We start from the raw sequence: 18219 nt of genomic DNA, 5'->3' as shown, positions 1-18219 counted from the left end.
AGATATTTTACACATGATGACAAATTCTCATTGTGGCCTTCCTCGACATGCCTTTTGCCGTTCTACTTTATACTCAATTTTATTTTCTTCCAGATGACTACGCCATGCGACAACAACACCGTTTTGAAGGTTCCAGCAACTACGTCGCTACCGACGACCTGAAATTAGCAGTCAACGCCGCGTTGGTTCTGCAGCGGCCACTGCTGATCAAAGGCGAACCGGGGACCGGTAAGACCATGCTGGCAGAAGAAGTGGCGGTTGCTTTGGATATGCCGTTATTGCAATGGCATATCAAATCAACAACGAAAGCACAGCAAGGTTTATACGAATACGACGCCGTTTCACGGTTGCGTGACTCCCAGTTGGGCGACGAACGCGTCAAGGATATTCACAATTACATTATTCAAGGTGTGTTGTGGCAAGCATTTAATGCTGATCAGCAAGTTGTTTTGTTGATCGATGAGATCGATAAAGCCGATATTGAGTTCCCCAATGATTTGTTACGAGAACTCGATCGGATGGAGTTTTATGTCTACGAAACCCGCGAAATGGTGAAAGCCAAATTTCGGCCATTGGTCATCATTACGTCGAATAATGAAAAAGAATTACCGGACGCGTTTTTACGTCGATGCTTTTTCCATTACATTAAATTCCCCGACAAAGAAACCATGCGCGATATCGTGGACGTCCATTTTCCCGAATTGAAAAAGGATTTGTTGGCGCAGGCGCTGGAAACGTTCTATCAGGTACGGGACGTTGCCGGGTTGAAGAAAAAGCCGTCGACTTCAGAATTGCTGGACTGGTTAAAATTGTTGCTGGCCGAAGATATTCCCGCCTCTGCCTTACAAAGTAGCGACATCAAAACCATCGTGCCCCCGCTCCACGGCGCTTTGCTGAAAAACGAGCAGGACGTGCATTTGTTTGAGCGCCTGGTATATATGGCCCGCAAAAATCGTTAATAGCAAACAGTGGACTGATACCAAACCAACCTGTTTTGGCTATTCCTTCCTGAAACAAGGTTGGGTCAGTCTTAAAAACATTCTACGAACTTCCCATGCTGATCGATTTTTTCTACACACTTAAGAACGCTAAAATTCCGGTATCGATCAAAGAATTTTTGATTCTGCTGGAAGCTTTGCAAAAGCACGTCATTACACCATCGCTGGATAATTTTTATTATCTGGCGCGGACAACGCTGGTCAAGGACGAAGCACACTACGACAAATTCGATAAGGCGTTTGGGCTGTATTTCAAAGGCATTCAAACCATTTTTGACAAGAACCCTGAGATACCGCTTGATTGGCTGGTCCAACGCATGAAGCGTGATCTCACGCCAGAACAGTTGGCGCAGCTTGAGAAATTCGGCTACGACAAACTGATGGATCGTATTAAAGAGTTGCTTGAAGAACAAAAAGGCCGCCATGAAGGTGGCAACAAATGGATCGGCACCGGCGGCACCTCACCATTCGGCCACGGTGGTACCAATCCTGAGGGCATCCGCATGGGCGGCAGCGGCGGTAACCGTACCGCCGTGAAGGTCTGGGAAGCGCGGAGCTATAGAGACTATGATGACGAACGCGAATTAAACACGCGCAACATTAAAGTCGCCTTGCGCCGCCTGCGCCGCTTTGCCCGCGAAGGGATGGCGGAGGAATTGGCACTGGACGATACAATCCGGGCCACGGCGCACAATGCTGGCTATCTGGATATCCGTATGCAAGCCGAGCGAAAAAACAACATTAAGGTGCTGATGCTGTTGGATGTCGGTGGCAGCATGGATGATCATATTGCGCGCACAGAAGAGTTGTTTTCCGCAGCTAAAAGCGAATTCAAGAATATGGATTTCTTCTATTTTCACAATTGCGTCTACGATTATGTGTGGAAAAACAATCATCGCCGTCATGCTGAACGGTTCCCTACGTGGGATATTTTGCGTAAATATAAGCCGGATACCAAATTGATTTTTGTCGGCGACGCGACCATGAGTCCTTATGAGATTTTGCAACCCGGTGGTTCTGTTGAATACAGCAATGATGAAGCTGGTGCCGACTGGCTGCAGCGCTTCACCAACGCTTTTCCGAAATTCATTTGGCTCAATCCTGAACCGGAAGGTTTATGGCAATATCGTCAATCAGTGGAGATTGTGAAGCAATTGATGAGCAATCGTATGTTTGGATTGACCATCGATGGACTGGAACGTGGAATGCGCTTGTTGAGCAAGTGATGCATAAAATCGGGCAACAACGATACGCCTTTCATTTTTCGTTCGCGCCCATATAATAGGCAAAGGACCGAAGAGTGGCAGCGATCTTCCGCCTGTGGTCTTTGTGACTATTTCCGGCTTCAGGCGAACGCATCCAAACTAATTATCAAATAAGCACCTTCCTCCACTGGCGCACCCATTTCCATCAATTCGTCATGGCGTAGAGCCGGGCAGATCAGCCCGCTGGGAAATGTTTTTGCGTGGAGAGCCAGCCTAATCTGTAGTTCTGTCGGTTTTTTCATTAGAATGCGCACAGGACTAACATTCGCACTTTTGACATATCTTGTTTTTTTGTCTTTTTCATTAAAGTAAAAATAACTTAAATCGACCCCCTATTAAATTGCATGGCAACTAAAAAATCTCCGATTTCCGACTACAGCGAATCATCCATCCGCGTCCTTAAGGGACTGGAGCCTGTTAAACAACGTCCCGGCATGTACACGCGGACGGAAAATCCGCTGCATATTATCCAGGAGGTCATTGATAATGCATCCGATGAGGCTCTTGGCGGTTATTGCAAAAATATTCTGGTGACGTTGAACGTGGACGGCAGCGTCAGTGTTGAAGATGACGGTCGCGGTATCCCCGTCGGCATGCATCCTGAAGAAAAAGTACCTACCGTTGAGATCGTATTCACGCGTCTGCACGCTGGCGGTAAATTCGATAAAGGCAGTGGCGGCGCTTACGCCTTCTCCGGTGGACTGCATGGGGTCGGCGTATCAGTGACCAATGCACTTTCTACACGGCTGGAAATCACCGTCTGGCGTGAAGGCGGCGTGCATCAGTTGGCGTTTGCCGGTGGTGATCTGATTGAACCATTGAAAACCCGGTCGCAAACGCGCGATGACAAAAAAGCCGGAACGCGCGTTACCGCCTGGCCAGATCCGAAATACTTTGATTCCCCTGCGATTTCGCAACCGGAATTGCAACGTCTGCTGCGCTCTAAAGCGGTGTTGCTTCCGGGCGTTAAAGTCACCCTGCTCAACGCTAAGACCAATGATAGTCAAACCTGGCAATATGAGCAGGGATTACGCGGCTATCTGATGGAGTCGTTAGCGCAGTCGTCCAGCTCGGAACCATTGATTCCGCTGTTCGAAGGCGAACAATACGCCACTGCAGAAACCGACGGCTTCGCCGAGGGCGAAGGCGCTGCGTGGGTCGTTGCATGGACCGAAGATGGTGGCATCGTCCGTGAGTCGTATGTCAATCTGATTCCGACTTCGGCGGGTGGCACGCATGAATCCGGGTTGCGCGAAGGATTGTTTGGCGCTGTCAAAAACTTCGTCGATATGCATTCGCTATTACCGAAGGGCGTCAAGCTGCTGCCGGAGGATGTCTTTGCCCGGGTATCGTTTGTATTGTCTGCCAAGGTATTAGACCCGCAATTTCAAGGGCAAATCAAAGAGCGCCTGAATTCGCGCGATGCGGTCCGGCTGATTTCGACTTATACCAAACCCGCGCTGGAGCTGTGGCTCAATCATCACGTGGAATATGGTAAAAAGCTAGCTGAACTGGTGATCAAGCAAGCGCAAAATCGTTTGCGCTCGACCCAGAAAGTCGAAAAGAAAAAAACCTCGGGTATTGCCGTATTACCCGGCAAACTGACCGACTGCGAATCCAGCGATATTGGTCGCAACGAGTTATTTCTGGTCGAGGGTGACTCAGCGGGCGGTTCTGCAAAAATGGGGCGGGACAAAGAGTTTCAAGCGATTCTTCCCTTGCGTGGAAAAGTGTTGAACTCGTGGGAGACCGAGCGCGACCGCTTGTTTGCGAATAATGAAATCCACGATATGGCGGTGGCGATCGGGATCGATCCTCATAGCAAAAATGACACCGTCGATTTCAGTACGCTGCGCTATGGCAAGATTTGCATATTGTCGGATGCGGACGTTGATGGCTCGCATATTCAGGTGTTGCTACTAACGCTGTTTTTCAAGCACTTCCCACAATTAATCGACCGCGGGCATATTTGCGTTGCACGTCCGCCATTGTTCCGGGTAGATGCCCCGGCTCGCGGTAAAAAACCGGCGCAAAAAATCTATGCACTAGATAACGGTGAACTCACCGCAATCGAAGATAAGTTGCGTAAAGATGGCGTCAAGGACGGTTCGTGGACCATTTCTCGCTTTAAAGGTTTGGGCGAGATGAATGCGGGCCAATTGTGGGAGACCACGATGAATCCTGATACGCGCCGTTTGTTACCTATTACATTGGGTGCATTTGATCTGGAGGCGTCAGAAAATCGCTTCAATATGTTGATGGGAAAAGGCGAAGCATCAGCGCGCCGCGCCTGGATTGAAGAGCACGGTAATGAAGCCGAGGCAGATATCTGATGACATTGTCGGCACACATGCATCGACTTTTACAAACATTGGCTTTCATGTCGATGTTGGTAACGGTCAGCGCGCGTGCCGATATTTATGGCTTTATCGATGAGCAAGGGGCCGGGCATTTTGCGACTGAAAAACTGACGCCGCGTTATCAGCTTTATATGCGTGGAAATGCTACTTTTGATTCTTCGAACTTTTTCCCTCGCAATGGGCAACAGCCGGTTGCATCAGATGCAAACTTTTCCAAAACGCCGTTATATCGTTATTTGTCGCAGCATCCCGGTCTTAAAAAATTTGAAGTTTTTGTCGATCAGGCAGCAAAAGAATTTGCGCTTGAACCCGCGTTGCTAAAAGCGGTGATGGCGGCCGAGTCGGGCTTTAACCCGGCTGCTGTGTCGCCAAAAGGGGCTGTTGGCCTGATGCAAATCATGCCAGACACGGCCGAGCGTTATGGGATTACCAGCGACAAGAAAAAATCAGTGCAGGAGAAGTTAACCGATCCGCGTACGAATATTCGCCTTGGCGCCCGCTATTTACGCGATTTATTATTGATGTTCCCCGCCAAGCAGGATTTAGTCATCGCTTCGTACAATGCAGGGGAAGGCGCGGTAAGAAAATACAACAATCAGATTCCGCCGTTCCCGGAAACGCGCAACTACGTACAAATCGTGGCGCAATTCTATGCACTTTACAGACCGGCGCAGAGTCAGTACGAGGCGAATCTTGACACCCGGCTTGCAACGAAACTTGCGGCAAAATCAGATCATCCATCAAACAACATTAATAATTTTGCAGACACCAGCGCAAATGATGGCGGGCGCAGCAATAGCCCGCGCATACATTTGGTGATTCCCGGGCGTAGAAATATGCCAGACGGCCTGCAGCCTCTCATTGAATAACCCACCGAATAATCTCTGAAATTTCATGACTGAACAAAACGATCTATTTGACCTGCCGCCACCTGATGGTGAACCTGGTGAATCACTGACCCTTGCAACTTTCGCAGAACGCGCCTATCTGGATTACGCCATTTCGGTCGTAAAAGGCCGTGCATTGCCTGACGTTTCGGACGGCCAGAAACCGGTCCAGCGTCGCATCTTGTACGCGATGAATGAGCTTGGCCTGAATTCAGCCGCCAAGCCACGTAAATCAGCCGCGGTGGTGGGTGATGTGTTGGGTAAACTGCATCCCCACGGCGACCAGTCGGTCTACGATGCGTTGGTACGGATGGCACAGGATTTTTCGCTCCGTTATCCGCTGATCGACGGTCAGGGTAACTTTGGATCTCGTGATGGCGATGGCGCAGCCGCGATGCGATATACCGAGGCACGTTTAACCCCGATCGCAAAATTGTTGCTTGATGAAATCGACATGGGAACGGTCGATTTTCAACCCAACTATGATGGTTCTACCGAAGAACCAAAACTGTTACCGGGTCGATTGCCGTTTGTGTTGTTGAATGGGGCCTCCGGTATCGCCGTGGGTCTGGCCACAGAAATTCCGTCGCACAATCTGACGGAGGTCGCCAAGGCGGCTGTTGCGTTGATTCGCAATCCGAACATGACGCACGCGGAATTGATGGAAATGATTCCAGGACCCGACTTTCCGGGCGGCGGGCAAATCATTAGTTCCGCGACGGCTATTTCCGATATGTATGAGATCGGCCGCGGTAGCCTGAAGGTCCGCGCGTGCTGGAAAATTGAGGAACTGGCGCGCGGTCAATGGCAGGCAGTGGTCACAGAATTACCGCCAAACACGTCTTCCCAAAAAGTGTTGGAAGAGATTGAAGAAATTACCAATCCAAAGATCAAGCTTGGCAAAAAATCGCTAAGCCCTGATCAAATGGCGCTCAAACAGACCATTTTGTCGGTCCTTGATGCGGTGCGTGATGAGTCTGGCCGGGATGCGCCGGTGCGCCTGGTATTCGAACCAAAATCAAAAAACATCGATCAGACTGAATTCACCAACATGCTGCTGGCGCATACCTCGCTAGAAAGCAGTGCTTCCATCAATCTGGTAATGATCGGTGGCGATGGTCGGCCTCGTCAAAAAGGCTTGGGGATGATTTTGCGCGAATGGATTCAATTCCGTTTCGCGACGATTACCCGACGTTCACAATTCAAGCTGCAAAAGGTAGAAGATCGCATCCATATTCTAGAAGGTCGCGAAGCGATCTTGCTTAATATCGATAAGGTGATCAAGATCATCCGGGAATCGGACGAGCCAAAACCGGCGTTAATGGACGCGTTTAAGCTATCGGACCGGCAGGCGGAAGATATTCTTGAAATCCGGTTGCGCCAGCTCGCCCGACTGGAGACGATCAAAATCCAGCAAGAGCTGGCCACCCTCCGCGATGAAAAGAAAGGTCTTCAGGACCTGCTTGAGAATCCGGCCTCCCTGAAGCGTCTGATCATCAAGGAAATCGAAGCGGATCAAAAACAGTTCGGCGACGCCCGCCGCACCTTGATTCAAGCGGCTGAAAAGGCCGTGGTAGAAACTAAAGTCATCGATGAGCCAGTCACCGTCATCGTTTCGCAGAAAGGCTGGATACGCGCACGGAGCGGGCATGCTCAGGATGCTGCCCAGTTCACGTTTAAAGCTGGCGACGCCATGTACGGCGCATTTGAATGCCGCACGGTCGACAATCTGCTGGTATTCGGTTCGAACGGTCGAATTTACTCCGTCTCGGTAGCCTCTCTGCCCAACGCACGGGGAGATGGGATACCGATCACCACACTGATTGATCTAGCCAACGGCAGCAGCATCTTGCATTACTTCGCCGCCTCCGCAGAGGTGACGTTATTATTGGCGTCATCCGGTGGCTACGGGTTCACCGCGAAAGTGGGCGACATGTTGAGCCGCGTGAAGGCAGGAAAAGCTTACATTACGCTGGATGAAGGCGACCAATCGTTACCGCCCCGCCCTATCGCTAGCAATGCCAGCGCGATTGCCTGCTTGTCCGAAAAAGGACGGTTGCTGGTTTTCGGCCTGGAAGAATGCAAAATGCTTACCAACGGCGGGCGTGGCGTGATTCTGATGGAGTTGGAGAATGCGGAAAAACTGTTGGCTGCGCAACCCATCAGCCAACGTGGTGTGATCGTTTCCGGCATGGGACGCGGTGGCAAAGCGCAGGACGTCTCGCTGTCAGCCAGTGGTTTAATGCTACATATTGGTAAACGGGCCCGCAAAGGCAAATTGCTTGAGTCCAAACTGAAGCCGATGACATTGACGCCACAGGCATAATTCGTCTGTAAAGTAACTTGTTCAATCAAAGCAATCGCATCAATTTTTAAAGGTAACCGCTTGCATCCATCATTTTCCCTGGTGTTCATCGTCGCTTCGCTATCGGCGCTTTCAGGTTGCGCAACCTGGAAGCATCCGTACAAAGGCGAGAGCGACTTCTATCGCGATAAATTATCGTGCGAAAAACAAGCTGCACAGATTTATCCTACGGTGATCGTTAATCAGCTTAATCCAGGCTATCAAAGTCCCAGCACGACTAACTGCCGCAGGATTAATAGTGATGATAAAAATAGTCAGGTGGTGTGCAATACGACGCCGGGGATATATCTGCCGCCATCCTATTCGCAGAATGATGTGAATGCTTCACGGCGAGATGCAGCTGTAGATTCTTGCCTGCGGGCCGGTGATTGGCGGTTGGAGTATTGATTCACTGTAATGATTAATTGTAGTGATTGACCATCGTGACTAGCAATCCCGATTGAGCATATTGATTCATCGTGTACCGGCAGGTTAAACGTAAAAAGGGAGACCAATGGTCTCCCTTTTTACGTCATGCAATTTATTTTTGCATCCCCTGCGGTTTTACATTCCAGCAAACCTTAAGGATTCGAAGAACTTACAGCTTTGCAGAAATCAATTTACCCAATTTTTCGACACCTTCACGTATCTTTTCTGGAGACACCGTCACAAAACTCAAGCGCAAGGTGTTCGATTCCGGCGTGTTGGCAAAGAACGGTGCACCAGGAACAAATGCAACATGCTCTTTAATCGCCTCATCCAGCAATTTCATGGTGTCGATATGCTTTGGTAAGGTTACCCAAATAAACATGCCCCCTTCTGGCTTGGTCCAGGAGGCACTGCTTGGAAAATAGGTTTGTAAAGCTGCCAGCATGGCATCGCACTGATCTGAATATAACTGGCGAATTGTTGGAATATGCGAATCCAGAAAGCCATCTTTGATCGCTTCGTAGACCACCATTTGTGTCAATTGAGCAGTATGTAAATCAGTCGCCTGCTTGGCTTGTTCCATTTTATCGACCAACTCACGCGGTGCGACGACATAGCCAAGACGAATTCCAGGCGTTAATACTTTCGAAAACGAACCCATGTAGATGACACCATCGGGATTCATATTCAACATTTTCGGCAGTGGCTCGCGGCGGTAGCTGAGTGCGCCATACGGATCATCTTCAATTAATGGCAAATTCAACCGGGCACAAGTTTCCACTAATGCCTGACGCCGCTCAAGCGACATCGTGCGACCAGTCGGGTTTTGGAAGTTAGGTAAAGAATAAAGCAGGCGTGCGTCCTTGCCCAGCGAAGCGACTGTTTCGGGAATTAAGCCACCTTCGTCGGTCGGGATTGAAACAAATTCAGGACCGTACAATGAAAAAGCCTGCAACGCGCCAAGATAGCTTGGTGTTTCGACCAGCACCTTGCTGCCCTCGTCGATCAGCACTTTTCCGAGCAAATCCAGACCTTGCTGTGAACCGGAAACCATTAATACCTGGTCCATCGAGATCGTCGAACCGTTAATCGATAATGAATTCGCGACCCATTCGCGCAACGGACCGTAACCATCCGTCGGCCCGTATTGCAATGCCACTTTGCCTTGCTGCGTCAACACCTTGTCGAATGCAACCTTCATCTGCTCGACCGGAAAAGTCGCAGGCGAAGGCAAGCCACCGGCAAAAGAGATCACTTCCGGACGCATCGTTATTTTTAGAATTTCGCGAATAGCGGAACCTTGCAATTTTTGTGCGCGCTCCGAAAAATGCCATTTAACTGCGTTTGGGTTCTCAATTTTCATTACAAGTCTCTTTTATCGGTGTTGACAATTGCGGCATTGACCACGGCGTGGTCCCGCAACTTTCATATAACGTACAGGAACTTAATCGATTTCGGCGATTAATTCAATTTCAACGCAAGCGCCCATGGGGATTTGCGCCACGCCGAATGCGGAGCGTGCGTGCTTGCCTTGCTCGCCAAACACTTCTGCCAACAATTCAGAGGCACCGTTTGTCACCAGATGTTGTTCCGTGAAATCGCTGGTGGAATTAACCAGACTCATCAGCTTAACAATACGTTTAACGCGTGTCAGATCGCCACCGCAGGCTGCTTGAAGTGTCGCGATGAGTTCGATTGCAATACCGCGCGCTGCTTCCTTGCCTTCTTCAGTGGTGATATTCTTGCCAAGCTGCCCGACCCACACTTTGCCCTCTTTTTTTGCCAAATGGCCAGATAAGAAAACATTATTACCGCTTTGCGCGTACATAACATAGGCAGCAGCAGGTGCGGCGACAACAGGCAATGTGATGTTCAGGGATTTCAGCTTTTCATATACAGACATCTAATACTCCAAAAAATGGATGGGTAAAATACAGTTACGCCCGTTGTTTGGACGGCGAATAGGTGATTATCTCAAATCTATACTCGCTTTGCGAAAAAAGTACATGTTTAGCATCGTTATTTATAGTGAGATGAGCTGACACCGCATTGGCCAACCGACCTTCAGACCGGCCCGGCGCGATCCTGGAGAGGTACTGGCACTTCTTTTGCACTTCTTTTGTGCCGAAAATACCCGTCTTTCCGAGGGGCCGGGAATGCAAACTTCGCATCCCGGCATCGAACTAAAGCCAGATTGAAATCGCTGAATAAATTGTTAGCAGCACCATGACCGTGCAGAAAACCCGCTGCCATAATTTCTGTGCCAAATAACGCCGTAAAACAGAACCCGCTCCCGCCCACACGCTGACACAAGGCAGATTGATGGCGCTAAAGACCAGGCAATACAGACAAAGCGCCAGCCAGAATGGTTGCACCAGAGGCAAAAAAGCGGATGCACTGGTGATCGCCATAATCCAGGCTTTTGGATTGGCAAACTGAAATAACGCGGCATGGGTAAAGGACATCGGACGGGCGTTACTGTCCTGCTGTGCCTTGAATGACATATTGCGCAGCTTCCACGCGAGATAGAGTAAATATCCGGAACCCAACGTTTTCAGAATCATATGCATGGATGGCAGGGCCAGCAATAAACTGCCTACGCCCAATGCACAAATCAGCAAGAGGACGCAAAAACCAACGGTGACCCCCAGTAGATGCGGGATTGAACGGGTGAAACCGAACATGATGCCGGACGATGTCAGCATAATATTATTGGGGCCAGGCGTGATGGACGATACGAACGCAAACACCGCTAGGGGGAATAACGATTCCATGATCATGCCGCACCGCCGACCGCTGCACGGAAGGGCTGGCGCAAAGCAGTACCAAAACAACGCAATATCGCGATCAGCACACCACGATTATTGACGCACGCAATCTCAACCTGACTGGCCGACGAATCCGCCTCAACCACAATCAACTGATCCGGTTGAATCGGTAACCGCTGCCCAGCGATTAACCAATGGTCATCGAGATCACCCTCACGCGTAATCCACACCCGACCGGCTACTACCCGCAGCGAACAAGGGCGCAGAGCGATACCGGCCAACACATCTCCGGCATTCATCGTATGGGAATCTTTCATGAACAATTTTTTCATCGTATTCAACCTGAAATAGCGTGGCGCCAAAGGAAAGAAGCGCTTTTCTGACTCAGTCCACTTTTTTTGTATCCGACATTGATGGTGTCAATCGGATAGGTGTATCCTAACCGACAAGAACGATACAGTACCAATACACTTTATAAAGTAATTACTTATATTGCACCGGTAAAATGACCAATACACCTAGTCCACGAAAACTTTCCGCCCCGCGCCTGGTGAGTACACAGCAACTGCTGTCCCGCGATGCAGATACGTCACTGGTTGAGCAGATTGTGCGTGTTATTGAAACGCGCATTAGTGACAAATTGCTGCGAACCGGTGCGCGCATGCCCTCTATCCGCCAGTATGCCGACCTGAATAGCGTATCGCGCTTCACAGTGGTGGAGGCTTACGACCGGCTGGTAGCCAAAGGCTTTCTGGAGTCGCGCCGAGGATCGGGCTTTTACGTGCGGGAACGGTCGCCTCTCATCAATGCCCATCAGCTGCCGCAATTTGACCAGGAGCAAACGCCCTCGATAGACATCGTCTGGCTGGTGCGAAATATGTTTCGGCAGATGCCGACGCAAAAAAAACCGGGAATGGGCATGTGCCCCGCTGAATGGCTTGATGGCGAACTGATTGCGAATGCCTTGCGCGCCATCAGTCGCCAGAGCGTTAATCAGTTGCTGGGCTACGGCGATCCGCAAGGATTTTTTCCATTACGCCAACAGTTGCAGCTCAAGCTGGCGGAACTTGAAATTGCGGTAACACCGGAGCAGATCGTCACCACCACGGGTGTCACTTTAGCGCTTGATTTGGTAGCACGCCACTTTACCCAACCGGGAGACGTTATATTCGTCGATGATCCTTCGTGGTTTCTGATGTTTGGTTCATTTGCGGCCCTGGGCGCCAAGGTGATTGGCATTCCGCGTCTTGCAGATGGACCCGATATTGTGAAGTTAGCGGAATTGGCTGCGCTACATAAACCAAAACTCTACGTTTTGGTGTCAGTGCTGCACAATCCAACCTCAACCTCGATGTCGGCGGCGAAGGCCTTTCAAACGCTAAAGATTGCCGAAGAGCACAATTTCATGATCGTGGAGGATGACATTTATTGCGATATTCATCCCGGCTCTGCGGTTCAGCCCGCCACCAGACTGGCGGCGCTTGATCAACTTAATCGGGTCATCTATCTGGGCGGATTTTCGAAAACATTGTCGGCCAATTTACGGGTAGGCTTTATTGCCACCTCACATGAGTTGGCGCAGCACTTAACCGATCGTAAAATGCTGACTACCCTGACGACGGCCGAGATCGGAGAGCGCGTGGTCTACAAAATTTTGTCCGAAGGCCATTACCGCAAGCACGCAGACCGCCTCCGAACCAAATTAGATAGCGCGCGCGACAAGACCATTCGGCAGTTGGAGCGACTTGGAATGATGGTTGATATCATGACGCCCGCAGGGATGTTCATCTGGGTTGATACCGGCTACGATACCAACGTCCTGGCCGAAAAAGCAGCTGCACAAGGCTTTATGCTGGCACCCGGCGCGTTATTTTCCCCGAACCAACTACCCTCAACCCGGATGCGTATTAACGTCGCTGCAATGTCAGATCCGGGCATCTGGCGATTTCTCGAGCAGGAATGCGGTCGATAGCTTTAAGTTGAATACGAAATCGGTATGATGATATGCAACAGATTCAGTTGGTTTTTGGCGGCACTTATCGATGGATTCAACAGCATTCACACTAAAACCCTTGAAATACCCAAACTACGCCCCATTTTTGAGGAAATTCGCTTTTAATGGTGGCGATTCAAGCCGCAGCCAGAACCGCGGAGACATTCCTTTTATTCGTATTTAATCTTTAGAGGTAACAGACAATGGCCGTATCCGAAAAGCAAACCCTGGGCTTTCAGGCAGAAGTCAAACAGTTGCTACAACTGATGATTCACTCTTTGTACTCGAACAAAGAAATTTTCTTGCGCGAGTTGGTCTCCAATGCCTCCGACGCCGCTGATAAGCTACGTTTTGAAGCAATCAACGATGGCGCCTTGTTCGAGAACGATCCTGAACTGAAGATTAAAGTCACGTTCGATAAAGTTGGTCGCACCATCACGATCTCGGACAATGGCATTGGGATGACGCGCGACGACGCGATCTCCCACCTCGGCACCATTGCGAAGTCCGGTACTAAAGAATTTTTCTCAAAACTATCAGGCGACCAGCAAAAAGATGCTGCTTTGATCGGACAGTTTGGCGTGGGTTTCTATTCCGCCTTTATCATTGCAGACAAAATCACCGTCGAGACCCGCCGTGCTGGCACTAACCCGACCGAAGGCGTGCGCTGGGAATCTGAAGGCGCGGGCGAGTTCAGTATTGAAGCGATCGACAAAGTCAGCCGCGGTACCGACATCGTTTTGCATTTGCGTGCAGAGGAAGACGAGTTCCTGTCGGCATGGAAGCTTAAATCGATTATTCAGAAATACTCTGACCATATCTCGCTGCCAATCCTGATGCAGAAAGAAGAATGGAACGAAGAGAAGAAAGAGACCGTCGTCACCGACGATTTCGAGACCGTCAACCAAGCTAGCGCATTGTGGGCGCGCAGCAAGTCGGACATTACTGAAGAGCAGTATGTCGAGTTCTATAAACACGTCTCGCACGCTTTCGAAGCGCCGTTAATCTATACCCACAACCGGGTTGAAGGCCGTAGCGAATATACCCAATTATTGTATATTCCAGCCCGTGCGCCGTTTGATTTATGGGACCGCAACAAACGTGGCGGCCTTAAGTTATACGTCAAGCGCGTCTTTATTATGGACGATGCGGAACAACTGATGCCGGTCTATCTGCGCTTTGTTAAAGGTGTCATTGACTCAGCAGATTTGCCGCTGAACGTTTCGCGTGAAATTCTGCAGGAATCGCGCGATGTCCGCGTTATCCGCGAAGGTTCAACCAAGCGTGTATTGAGTATGCTGGAAGAATTGGCAAACAATGACGAACAAACCCAAAAGGATAAATACGCAACCTTCTGGACCCAGTTCGGTCAGGTCCTGAAGGAAGGTCTTGGCGAAGATGCCACCAATAAGGATCGTATCGCCAAGCTGCTGCGATTTGCCTCGACTGATGCCAGCAGCGATGCGCAAACCGTCTCGTTTGCTGATTACATCGGCCGCATGAAAGAAGGCCAGGACAAGATCTATTACGCCACCGGCGAAACCTATACTGCGGCCAAGAACAGCCCACATTTAGAGATTTTCCGCAAAAAAGGTGTCGAAGTTTTGTTGTTGACTGACCGCGTAGACGAATGGATGCTGTCGTTCCTGCAGGATTTTGAAGGTAAGGAACTGGCATCGGTAGCAAAGGGTGGACTTGATCTTGGCACGCTGGAAGACGAAGCCGAGAAAAAGCAGCACGAAGAAACCGAAACACAGTTTAAGGATTTGGTCGAAAAGATGAAAACATCATTGGCCGAAAAAGCCAAAGATGTACGCGTCACTTTCCGTCTGACCGATTCACCCGCTTGTCTTGTCGCCGATACCAACGAATTGTCCGGCAATCTGATGCGCATGCTGAAGGCTGCAGGTCAGGATGCGCCTGACTCGAAACCTATTCTGGAAATTAATCCTGACCATCCATTAGTGCAACGTTTGAAATACGAAGAAGCGAAATTTGACGATTGGGCAAACATTCTTTTCGATCAGGCAATGCTGGCCGAAGGTGGTGCGTTGGTTGATCCGGCGTCTTTCGTCAAACGTCTCAATGATATGTTGCTGGGTTTAGCCGCTAAATAAGCGCTAATCATTGCCATTCAGCACCAACAAGCATTAGCAGCGTGAGATAAGAATTAAGAATGGGGGAGCCGGGCTCTCCCATTTTTTTGCCTAAACAAAAGGCGCTCCATTCAATCGGAGCAAATGACGTTAAGAGAATGCGCATTTCGGTACTATTTCGACACCAGAAAAGATAAATTATTCACAACAATCGGGATTAACCACGGTGCCAGAAATGCCGTCAGGACGCCGTTCATTCCCATGCCCAAACCTGCGAATGCCCCCATCTCCGGGCTGACCTGAAATGCCCGCGCGGTGCCGATCCCATGGGAGGTCACGCCTAGCGCGAAACCGCGTACTTCGTGCGAATCGATGCGCATCCAATTAAACAAGAATCGTGCGATGACTGCACCAAAAATACCGGTACAAATGACCAGCACCGCAGTTAATGCAGGAAGGCCGCCTAATTTTTCTGACACGCCCATGGCTATAGGCGTGGTCGCCGATTTGGGACCGATAGAAATAGCCAGCTGGTAGGAGCCGCCCATCACAACGGTAATGGCGACGGCAGAAACGATCGCTGTTAACGATCCCGAAAACAGACCACACACGAGCGGAATAAACGAACGACGTAAACGCGGTAATTGACGTGCGAGAGGAATCGCTAACGCCACCGTCGCCGGCCCCAACAAAAAATGGACGAATTGCGCGCCGGAAAAATAATCGCGATATGACATACCGGTCGCTTTTAATACCAAAACAATTAATGCAATGGCAATAGCAACAGGGTTAGCCAGCGGTGAAAATTTGAAGCGCCCGTAAACCCAGACCGCAGTGACATAGGCGCACAAGGTCAAGGTTAGCCCAAGCAGCGGAGAGCCCGCAAGATAGACCCATATCGATCCAAATTCTGGGATGTTATGCATGGTCATTCTCACTTTTTGGCGTGCTCTGTGTATCGACTGTGCACGAAGCATTCTGCGAGTCTACGTGCGGCCCACTCTTCCCGCGGCGTTGGCGCGGCATGGTCAACCGTATGACTGTCGCCGTGACGGCAAGTGTCAGAATGGTACTGACCACGACCGAGACGATCACTGCTAACCAATGCCCGCGCACGGTGGCTGCGGAAACGATAATCCCGACACCTGCCGGCACAAACAACAACGATAGATGGCGCAGTAGTTCACTGCCGGTTTCCTCTATCCGCTCAAGCAACGCAGGGGAGATTACCAAGGCCACAAATAGAAGTAACATCCCTACCACCGGTCCGGGAATGGGCAGTTTCAAGGCAAACGTAATTCCCTCGCCGAGGCATTGAAAGATCAATAAGGTCGCGAACGTCGCAAGCATTAGATGACTCCTTTTTCATTCGAATTTAACTATCGACAAGAAGCGACAACCTTAACCTGCGTTCCCTCTTTTTTTGACTCTCCCGAAACCGACCTCATAAGCCCCAACTTTCACTCAACTCGAGCTCGGCGTCCATCGGGCTTTTGATGCGGCGCCTTAATAGGGTAAATGCCATCGCTTGTACAAAAAGCTCAGCACAAATAAGGGGCCAATCAGTAAAAACCGTAAGTCATCAAAAAACGATGGCTTTTTACCTTCGATGTGGTGACCAATAAACTGACCGACCCAGGCCGCAACAAATACGACGATTGACAGCGGTAGCACCGATCTGCCGGGCAATGCATCAAGAACTAACAACATTAAGGCCACCATTAGCACCATTCCTGCCGCAAATGGCAGCGACAAGGCACCGTAATATATTAACGCGGCGATTGCCGCTAAGGTTGCCACCAATGGATGCAAAGCCCAGAGCAGCCCCAATAACGCGAACACAATTGCCGGCACGCAAATACAATGGATAACCTCGTTGGTATGGTTGCGATGGCTCTCCGCATAAGCTCCCAACAGGACATCAATTTTTCTTATCGTTATTGACATCTCGTACTCCTGCTTTAGTTTTTTTTCGTCTCGTCTCGTTGAATTTATCTAACGACCACCGGAGACATCTACAAACGACCCGGTGGAATACGACGCTTGATCAGACAACAACCACATAATTGCTTGCGCAACCTCTTCGGCACGGCCCCCGCGCCGCATTGGTATAGCATCTTTTACCCGATCTACGCGTCCGGCTTCGCCGCCACTGGCGTGAATCTCGGTATAGATAACACCCGGCCGGACAGCATTCACCCGAATTCCCTGATCGGCGACCTCCTTTGCTAATCCTATGGTCATTGTATCGATTGCCCCCTTGGAAGAGGCGTAATCAACGTATTCGCCTGATCCCCCGACGCGCGACGCAACTGATGACACATTAACAATCCCGCCGCCCTTACCTCCCAACGCGGTGGACATGCGTTTGACCGCTTCGCGTGCACAAATGAAGCTACCGATAACATTCGTCATGAATATCCGCTGCAAGCGCGCGGCATCCATATTCTCCAGCCGCATCTGTTGTTCAAGAATCCCTGCGTTATTGACCAACGCCGTTAATGCGCCGAGTTTCGCATCAAGTGTCTCGAAAAGTCTGATAACGTCGCCTTCAATGGCAACATCGGCGGCAACTGCCATCGCTTTGCCACCCTTAGCGACGATGGCGTTCACCACAGCATCCGCTGCATCGCGATTGCGGACATAATTGACACAGACTGCGTAGCCCTGCTCGCCCGCCAAAAGTGCTGTTGCTGCCCCAATACCGCGGCTGGCGCCTGTAATCAGAATAACGGGTTGCTGCATTTCGACGCTCCTGGTTAAGATATAAGACGAATGAATTACCCCGAACTGACTAACCAGCCTAGCGCAAGGAAAAGTGTTTTGCGTAAAAAAGTTATGATTGCTTCAAGTAATCGTAGCGTGGAAAAATGGCTTGGGCGCTACAATCGGTTCACTTAAGGACTCAAACTCCACAGGTTATGCCAAAACCCCCCAGGAGCGATAATATACCGATCCTTGGAGAAGACTAATTATCAACATCAGCTTATGCCGCGACAACCTTCCTTTTCTGCTATTAGCCAGTATCTAAATACAAATCTCACTGGCTTTGCGCCAGTCATCGATGAGACGACGCGTA

Annotated in this window: 16 protein-coding genes; 8 read left to right on the top strand and 8 right to left on the bottom strand. The window is 50.1% G+C overall.

The window, feature by feature from the left end; all coding sequences use genetic code 11:
* The first annotated feature begins 104 nt into the window (after positions 1–104).
* The 6 genes from JQN73_RS18740 (at position 105) to JQN73_RS18715 (ending at position 8262) form a co-directional block, all read left to right on the top strand.
* Positions 105–959, top strand: coding sequence for a MoxR family ATPase (locus JQN73_RS18740; protein ID WP_205320465.1), 855 nt, complete (start codon positions 105–107; stop codon positions 957–959).
* A gap of 95 nt (positions 960–1054) precedes the next feature.
* A complete protein-coding gene (locus JQN73_RS18735; RefSeq protein ID WP_205320464.1) occupies positions 1055–2224 on the top strand; it encodes a VWA domain-containing protein in 1170 nt (389 codons plus the stop codon).
* Between the two features lie 383 nt (positions 2225–2607).
* Positions 2608–4596 (top strand): DNA topoisomerase IV subunit B, encoded by a 1989-nt coding sequence (locus tag JQN73_RS18730; RefSeq protein WP_205320463.1) that lies wholly within the window; start codon positions 2608–2610, stop codon positions 4594–4596.
* Entirely contained in the window at positions 4596–5492 is an 897-nt protein-coding gene (locus tag JQN73_RS18725) for a lytic transglycosylase domain-containing protein (RefSeq protein WP_205320462.1), read from the top strand. Before JQN73_RS18730 ends, JQN73_RS18725 begins: the two co-directional genes overlap by 1 nt.
* Positions 5493–5517: 25 nt before the next feature.
* Entirely contained in the window at positions 5518–7836 is a 2319-nt protein-coding gene (gene parC / locus JQN73_RS18720) for a DNA topoisomerase IV subunit A (protein WP_205320461.1), read from the top strand.
* A 60-nt stretch (positions 7837–7896) separates the two neighbouring features.
* Complete coding sequence (locus JQN73_RS18715) at positions 7897–8262, top strand: hypothetical protein (RefSeq protein ID WP_205320460.1); 366 nt, start codon at positions 7897–7899, stop codon at positions 8260–8262.
* A gap of 190 nt (positions 8263–8452) precedes the next feature.
* Here the strand turns inward: JQN73_RS18715 and JQN73_RS18710 are convergent, their stop codons facing one another.
* The 4 genes from JQN73_RS18710 to JQN73_RS18695 form a co-directional block, all read right to left on the bottom strand.
* On the bottom strand, positions 8453–9646 hold the full coding sequence (locus JQN73_RS18710; protein ID WP_205320459.1) for a PLP-dependent aminotransferase family protein: 1194 nt from the start codon (positions 9644–9646) through the stop codon (positions 8453–8455).
* An 81-nt stretch (positions 9647–9727) separates the two neighbouring features.
* Positions 9728–10186: a RidA family protein gene (locus JQN73_RS18705; protein WP_205320458.1), complete on the bottom strand. Its 459-nt coding sequence runs from the start codon at positions 10184–10186 to the stop codon at positions 9728–9730.
* Positions 10187–10466: 280 nt separating this feature from the next.
* Positions 10467–11057: a LysE family translocator gene (locus JQN73_RS18700; protein ID WP_205320457.1), complete on the bottom strand. Its 591-nt coding sequence runs from the start codon at positions 11055–11057 to the stop codon at positions 10467–10469.
* 2 nt (positions 11058–11059) lie between these two features.
* Positions 11060–11368, bottom strand: coding sequence for a DUF2917 domain-containing protein (locus tag JQN73_RS18695; RefSeq protein WP_205320456.1), 309 nt, complete (start codon positions 11366–11368; stop codon positions 11060–11062).
* 188 nt (positions 11369–11556) lie between these two features.
* Between JQN73_RS18695 and JQN73_RS18690 the strand changes: the two genes are divergently transcribed.
* Positions 11557–13023, top strand: a complete 1467-nt coding sequence (locus tag JQN73_RS18690) for a PLP-dependent aminotransferase family protein (RefSeq protein ID WP_205320455.1) — start codon at positions 11557–11559, stop codon at positions 13021–13023.
* Between the two features lie 224 nt (positions 13024–13247).
* Entirely contained in the window at positions 13248–15161 is a 1914-nt protein-coding gene (gene htpG / locus JQN73_RS18685) for a molecular chaperone HtpG (protein WP_205320454.1), read from the top strand.
* A 152-nt stretch (positions 15162–15313) separates the two neighbouring features.
* Here htpG and JQN73_RS18680 read toward each other — a convergent pair whose 3' ends face one another.
* The 4 genes from JQN73_RS18680 to JQN73_RS18665 form a co-directional block, all read right to left on the bottom strand.
* Positions 15314–16066, bottom strand: a complete 753-nt coding sequence (locus JQN73_RS18680; RefSeq protein WP_205320453.1) for an LrgB family protein — start codon at positions 16064–16066, stop codon at positions 15314–15316.
* The gene (locus JQN73_RS18675) at positions 16059–16490 is read right to left on the bottom strand and encodes a CidA/LrgA family protein (RefSeq protein ID WP_205320452.1); all 432 of its coding nucleotides are present in this window, start codon (positions 16488–16490) and stop codon (positions 16059–16061) included. Before JQN73_RS18675 ends, JQN73_RS18680 begins: the two co-directional genes overlap by 8 nt.
* A 156-nt stretch (positions 16491–16646) precedes the next feature.
* On the bottom strand, positions 16647–17087 hold the full coding sequence (locus JQN73_RS18670) for a DUF962 domain-containing protein (protein ID WP_205320451.1): 441 nt from the start codon (positions 17085–17087) through the stop codon (positions 16647–16649).
* Between the two features lie 48 nt (positions 17088–17135).
* Positions 17136–17885, bottom strand: coding sequence for an SDR family oxidoreductase (locus JQN73_RS18665; protein ID WP_205320450.1), 750 nt, complete (start codon positions 17883–17885; stop codon positions 17136–17138).
* Positions 17886–18219: the final 334 nt, after the last annotated feature.

It is taken from the genome of Glaciimonas sp. PAMC28666, from assembly GCF_016917355.1.
Taxonomy (GTDB): Bacteria; Pseudomonadota; Gammaproteobacteria; order Burkholderiales; family Burkholderiaceae_D; genus Glaciimonas.
Note: the sequence above shows the minus strand (reverse complement) of the source record. Positions and strands in the feature narration are given on the sequence as shown.

Bases quoted from the DNA above. Each gene is read 5' to 3' on its own strand.
- JQN73_RS18675 (WP_205320452.1), bottom strand. From the start codon at position 16,490: ATGCTTGCGACGTTCGCGACCTTATTGATCTTTCAATGCCTCGGCGAG.
- JQN73_RS18700 (WP_205320457.1), bottom strand. From the start codon at position 11,057: ATGGAATCGTTATTCCCCCTAGCGGTGTTTGCGTTCGTATCGTCCATC.
- htpG (WP_205320454.1), top strand. From the start codon at position 13,248: ATGGCCGTATCCGAAAAGCAAACCCTGGGCTTTCAGGCAGAAGTCAAA.
- JQN73_RS18725 (WP_205320462.1), top strand. From the start codon at position 4,596: ATGACATTGTCGGCACACATGCATCGACTTTTACAAACATTGGCTTTC.
- JQN73_RS18705 (WP_205320458.1), bottom strand. From the start codon at position 10,186: ATGTCTGTATATGAAAAGCTGAAATCCCTGAACATCACATTGCCTGTT.
- JQN73_RS18665 (WP_205320450.1), bottom strand. From the start codon at position 17,885: ATGCAGCAACCCGTTATTCTGATTACAGGCGCCAGCCGCGGTATTGGG.
- JQN73_RS18670 (WP_205320451.1), bottom strand. From the start codon at position 17,087: ATGTCAATAACGATAAGAAAAATTGATGTCCTGTTGGGAGCTTATGCG.
- JQN73_RS18735 (WP_205320464.1), top strand. From the start codon at position 1,055: ATGCTGATCGATTTTTTCTACACACTTAAGAACGCTAAAATTCCGGTA.
- JQN73_RS18730 (WP_205320463.1), top strand. From the start codon at position 2,608: ATGGCAACTAAAAAATCTCCGATTTCCGACTACAGCGAATCATCCATC.
- JQN73_RS18690 (WP_205320455.1), top strand. From the start codon at position 11,557: ATGACCAATACACCTAGTCCACGAAAACTTTCCGCCCCGCGCCTGGTG.
- JQN73_RS18680 (WP_205320453.1), bottom strand. From the start codon at position 16,066: ATGCATAACATCCCAGAATTTGGATCGATATGGGTCTATCTTGCGGGC.
- JQN73_RS18695 (WP_205320456.1), bottom strand. From the start codon at position 11,368: ATGAAAGATTCCCATACGATGAATGCCGGAGATGTGTTGGCCGGTATC.
- JQN73_RS18740 (WP_205320465.1), top strand. From the start codon at position 105: ATGCGACAACAACACCGTTTTGAAGGTTCCAGCAACTACGTCGCTACC.
- parC (WP_205320461.1), top strand. From the start codon at position 5,518: ATGACTGAACAAAACGATCTATTTGACCTGCCGCCACCTGATGGTGAA.
- JQN73_RS18710 (WP_205320459.1), bottom strand. From the start codon at position 9,646: ATGAAAATTGAGAACCCAAACGCAGTTAAATGGCATTTTTCGGAGCGC.